Source organism: Yersinia sp. 2542 StPb PI, assembly GCF_048593855.1.
GTDB classification, from domain to species: Bacteria; Pseudomonadota; Gammaproteobacteria; order Enterobacterales; family Enterobacteriaceae; genus Yersinia; species Yersinia enterocolitica_E.
Genome location: NZ_JAZGQA010000284.1, coordinates 1 through 3701 on the forward strand (window position 1 = coordinate 1; position 3701 = coordinate 3701).

Below are 3701 nucleotides of genomic sequence, written 5' to 3' on the forward strand. Positions count from 1 at the left end.
CCCACAAATAAAAACACCCCGCTAATTAGCGAGGTGCGTCATTACCTTCATAAGAATATTATGATTAATAGAGTTTAATACTGAGTTTGTCTGCGGTGTGTTAAACCACGATTAACACCGTACAAGATTTTTTTCGGGCCGGGATAGCATTAATTTAATAAATTTTCGTCTGCAAGATATGGCTTAAATTTGAGATAAAAAAAAGCCGCTGCCATTATTTAATGGCAGCGGCCTGTTTCACGCAGAGTTAAACGCCGCTAATAACGCTGCGGCGTCAAAGACAAAAGGGACTTAGCCCGCAACTGCGATACGTTTCATATCGGTCATATAGCCACGCAGTTTGTGGCCTACGGCTTCAATTGGGTGGTTACGAATGGCTTCATTCACATCACGCAGTTGCGCGTTATCAACCGCAGTACCGGCAACGCTCTTACCCAAATCCCCTGCTTGCAGTGAATCCATGAATTTGCCTTTCAGCAACGGAACCGCCGCGTTCGCGAACAGGTAGTTACCGTATTCAGCCGTATCAGAAATAACCACGTTCATTTCATACAAGCGCTTACGAGCGATGGTATTGGCGATCAATGGTAACTCATGCAGTGATTCATAATATGCAGACTCTTCGATGATACCGGAGTCAACCATAGTTTCGAATGCCAGCTCAACGCCCGCTTTCACCATGGCAATCATCAATACACCGTGGTCAAAGTATTCTTGTTCGGAGATTTTACCTTCAAACTGTGGCGCATTCTCGAATGCTGTTCTGCCGGTCTCTTCACGCCAGTTCAGCAATTTAACATCGTCTTGCGCCCAGTCAGCCATCATGCCGCTAGAGAAAGCACCAGAAATGATGTCATCCATATGCTTTTGGAACAGCGGAGCCATGATTTCTTTCAACTGTTCAGACAGCGCATAAGCACGCAGTTTAGCCGGATTGGACAGACGGTCCATCATCAGCGTAATCCCGCCTTGTTTCAGCGCTTCGGTAATGGTTTCCCAACCGAACTGAATCAGTTTCTCAGCATAAGCCGCGTCAGTACCTTCAGAAACCAGCTTATCGAAACACAGCAATGAACCAGCCTGCAACATACCACACAGGATAGTCTGCTCACCCATCAGGTCAGATTTTACTTCCGCAACGAAAGAGGACTCCAACACACCCGCGCGATGGCCACCGGTTGCTGCCGCCCAAGCCTTGGCAATCGCCATGCCTTCGCCTTTAGGATCGTTTTCCGGGTGAACCGCGATCAGCGTCGGCACACCAAAACCACGTTTGTATTCTTCACGAACTTCAGTGCCAGGGCATTTCGGCGCTACCATCACCACAGTGATGTCTTTACGAACTTGCTCACCCACTTCAACGATATTGAAGCCATGAGAGTAACCCAGTGCTGCACCATCTTTCATCAGTGGCTGAACTGCCTGAACCACTGCGGTGTGCTGTTTGTCTGGTGTCAGGTTAACCACCAAATCAGCCTGTGGGATCAACTCTTCGTAAGTACCTACTTTGAAGCCATTTTCAGTCGCTTTACGCCATGAAGCACGCTTCTCAGCAATCGCTTCTTTACGCAGAGCGTAAGCCACGTCCAGGCCAGAGTCACGCATGTTCAAGCCTTGGTTCAAGCCTTGTGCGCCACAGCCGACGATCACCACTTTTTTACCTTTCAGGTAGCTTGCTTCATCGGCAAATTCGTCACGTGCCATAAAGCGACACTTACCTAATTGCGCCAACTGCTGACGCAGGTTCAATGTGTTGAAATAGTTAGCCATGGTATTACTCCGTTCGGGTTCTGTTTTGTGGGTGCAGCTATTTATTTTGGTTACTGCAAACGAATATTGTGTTTGTGTAGCTAATGTTGTGTGTTGCTGTTTTTCACATCCCCTGTCTGGGCCGGGGATTATCTTGGATTCACTATATGACAGGAAACACATTGCTGAAATTGATATATTAACAATGTGACGTTGCAAATTCTGCAATACAGTTTATTTCTTATGCAATACAATAGCTCTTCTCACCTAAGAGGCTGTCTGTTATGGATTTACGTGACCTGAAATTGTTTCTGCATTTGGCTGAAAGCCGCCACTTTGGCCGCACGGCTAAAGCGACACACGTCAGTCCATCCACCCTGTCGCGCCAGATCCAGCGGCTGGAAGAGACGCTCGGACAGCCCCTGTTTTTACGTGACAACCGCACGGTGCAACTGACCGATGCTGGTACACAGCTCAAGGCTTTTGCTCAACAGACATTGCTACAGTACCAGCAACTGCGCCATGCACTAGGCCAGCATGGGCCATCGCTCAGTGGTGAACTGCGGCTATTTTGTTCGGTCACCGCCGCTTATAGCCATTTGCCCCCCATTCTGGATCGCTTTCGCGCACGCCATCCGTTGGTTGAAATCAAACTCACTACCGGTGATGCCGCCGATGCGGTGGATAAAGTGCAATCGAATGAGGCTGATCTCGGTATTGCGGGTCGCCCTGAAGTGCTCCCCACCAGCATTGCCTTTACCCAGATTGGCGAGATTCCACTGGTTCTGATTGCACCAGCACTGCCTTGCGCAGTGCGTTCACAGGTTTCGGTGGAACAGCCCGATTGGGCCACGGTCCCCTTTATTTTGCCTGAGCATGGCCCATCACGAAAACGCATTGATTTGTGGTTCCGCCGTCAACGCATCAGTAACCCATTGATTTATGCTACGGTTTCCGGCCATGAGGCGATTGTATCAATGGTAGCATTGGGCTGCGGTGTGGCACTGATCCCATCGGTAGTGGTGGATAACAGCCCGGAACCAGTGCGCAACCGCATTTCCTTGCTGGATGATATCTCGTTGGTCGAGCCATTTGAACTGGGGGTTTGTGTACCCAAAAAACGGCTCAATGAGCCGTTAATCGAAGCATTTTGGGGGCTGCTGTAGTTTACAATCGAGAAGAGTAATTCATGACGGGAACAAGATTCCTCGGCCCCAGAGTTAAAGGATTACCCATAGTCGCCCCCACAGGAGCAGGAGTGCTCTCTTTGGTAGGGAAACCGTTTATCGAATCTGTCAGTTGGCAGATATCGCTTTGCAAATTGTTGGTACTGTTTACGTTGGGATCGGGATTAATCACGCTATAAATGGTTCCACCAGCAGCATCAAATATCTGTTCAGCGCGGCGAGTTATATTATTTTTAGCATCGAAGCTTTGTTCTATTACCGAGGTTTCTCCCAATTGAACCGCCTTTTTAACCGAATCATAGCTAAAGCTTTCAACGACCCTATTAGTCATATTACTCTTCAAATCAAAGTGCTCGATAGCCTGATTCATCGTATTGGTAGCTGCATCAAAGGTTTTCACTTCAACCATCTTATTGCTTGCAGCATCAATGTGTTCTTTTGTTACAATTAGCCTAATGATCTCCCCTTTGCGACGCGTTGTTTCAATTGTTGTCGCCCCATCGGGCATTAAATAAGACTGAATTGCGTTTTGCAGGGGATTAAAACGACTACTTAGCGGCGTAGGGGGTATGTAGTCAGGTGCCGATGGCTTAATTGATGCCTTAATCAAGGCTAATGTTTCACTCATATAAAAACTCCATATATTATTCAAACCATGAAAAAAAATAAACATTCAACCATGTGGTAATTAATTGCGATATTATTCATCTCAATTAATAAATCCACAGATGATATTACGCTGCACTAATACTGAATTTCATTTGG

The 3701-nt window shown here is 47.2% G+C and carries 3 protein-coding genes; 1 reads left to right on the forward strand and 2 read right to left on the reverse strand.

The features are described 5' to 3' along the window. Nucleotides 1–291: 291 nt before the first annotated feature. Nucleotides 292–1770, reverse strand: coding sequence for a ketol-acid reductoisomerase (gene ilvC, locus V1952_RS20555; protein WP_372560096.1), 1479 nt, complete (start codon nucleotides 1768–1770; stop codon nucleotides 292–294). Nucleotides 1771–2033: 263 nt separating this feature from the next. Here ilvC and ilvY point away from each other — a divergent pair, with 263 nt between their 5' ends. Then, entirely contained in the window at nucleotides 2034–2915 is an 882-nt protein-coding gene (gene ilvY, locus V1952_RS20560) for an HTH-type transcriptional activator IlvY (protein ID WP_005190304.1), read from the forward strand. A gap of 1 nt (nucleotide 2916) precedes the next feature. On the opposite strand, the gene V1952_RS20565 is transcribed toward ilvY, so the two are convergent. Further along, nucleotides 2917–3564, reverse strand: coding sequence for a hypothetical protein (locus tag V1952_RS20565; protein ID WP_420075433.1), 648 nt, complete (start codon nucleotides 3562–3564; stop codon nucleotides 2917–2919). Between the last annotated feature and the right edge of the window lie 137 nt (nucleotides 3565–3701).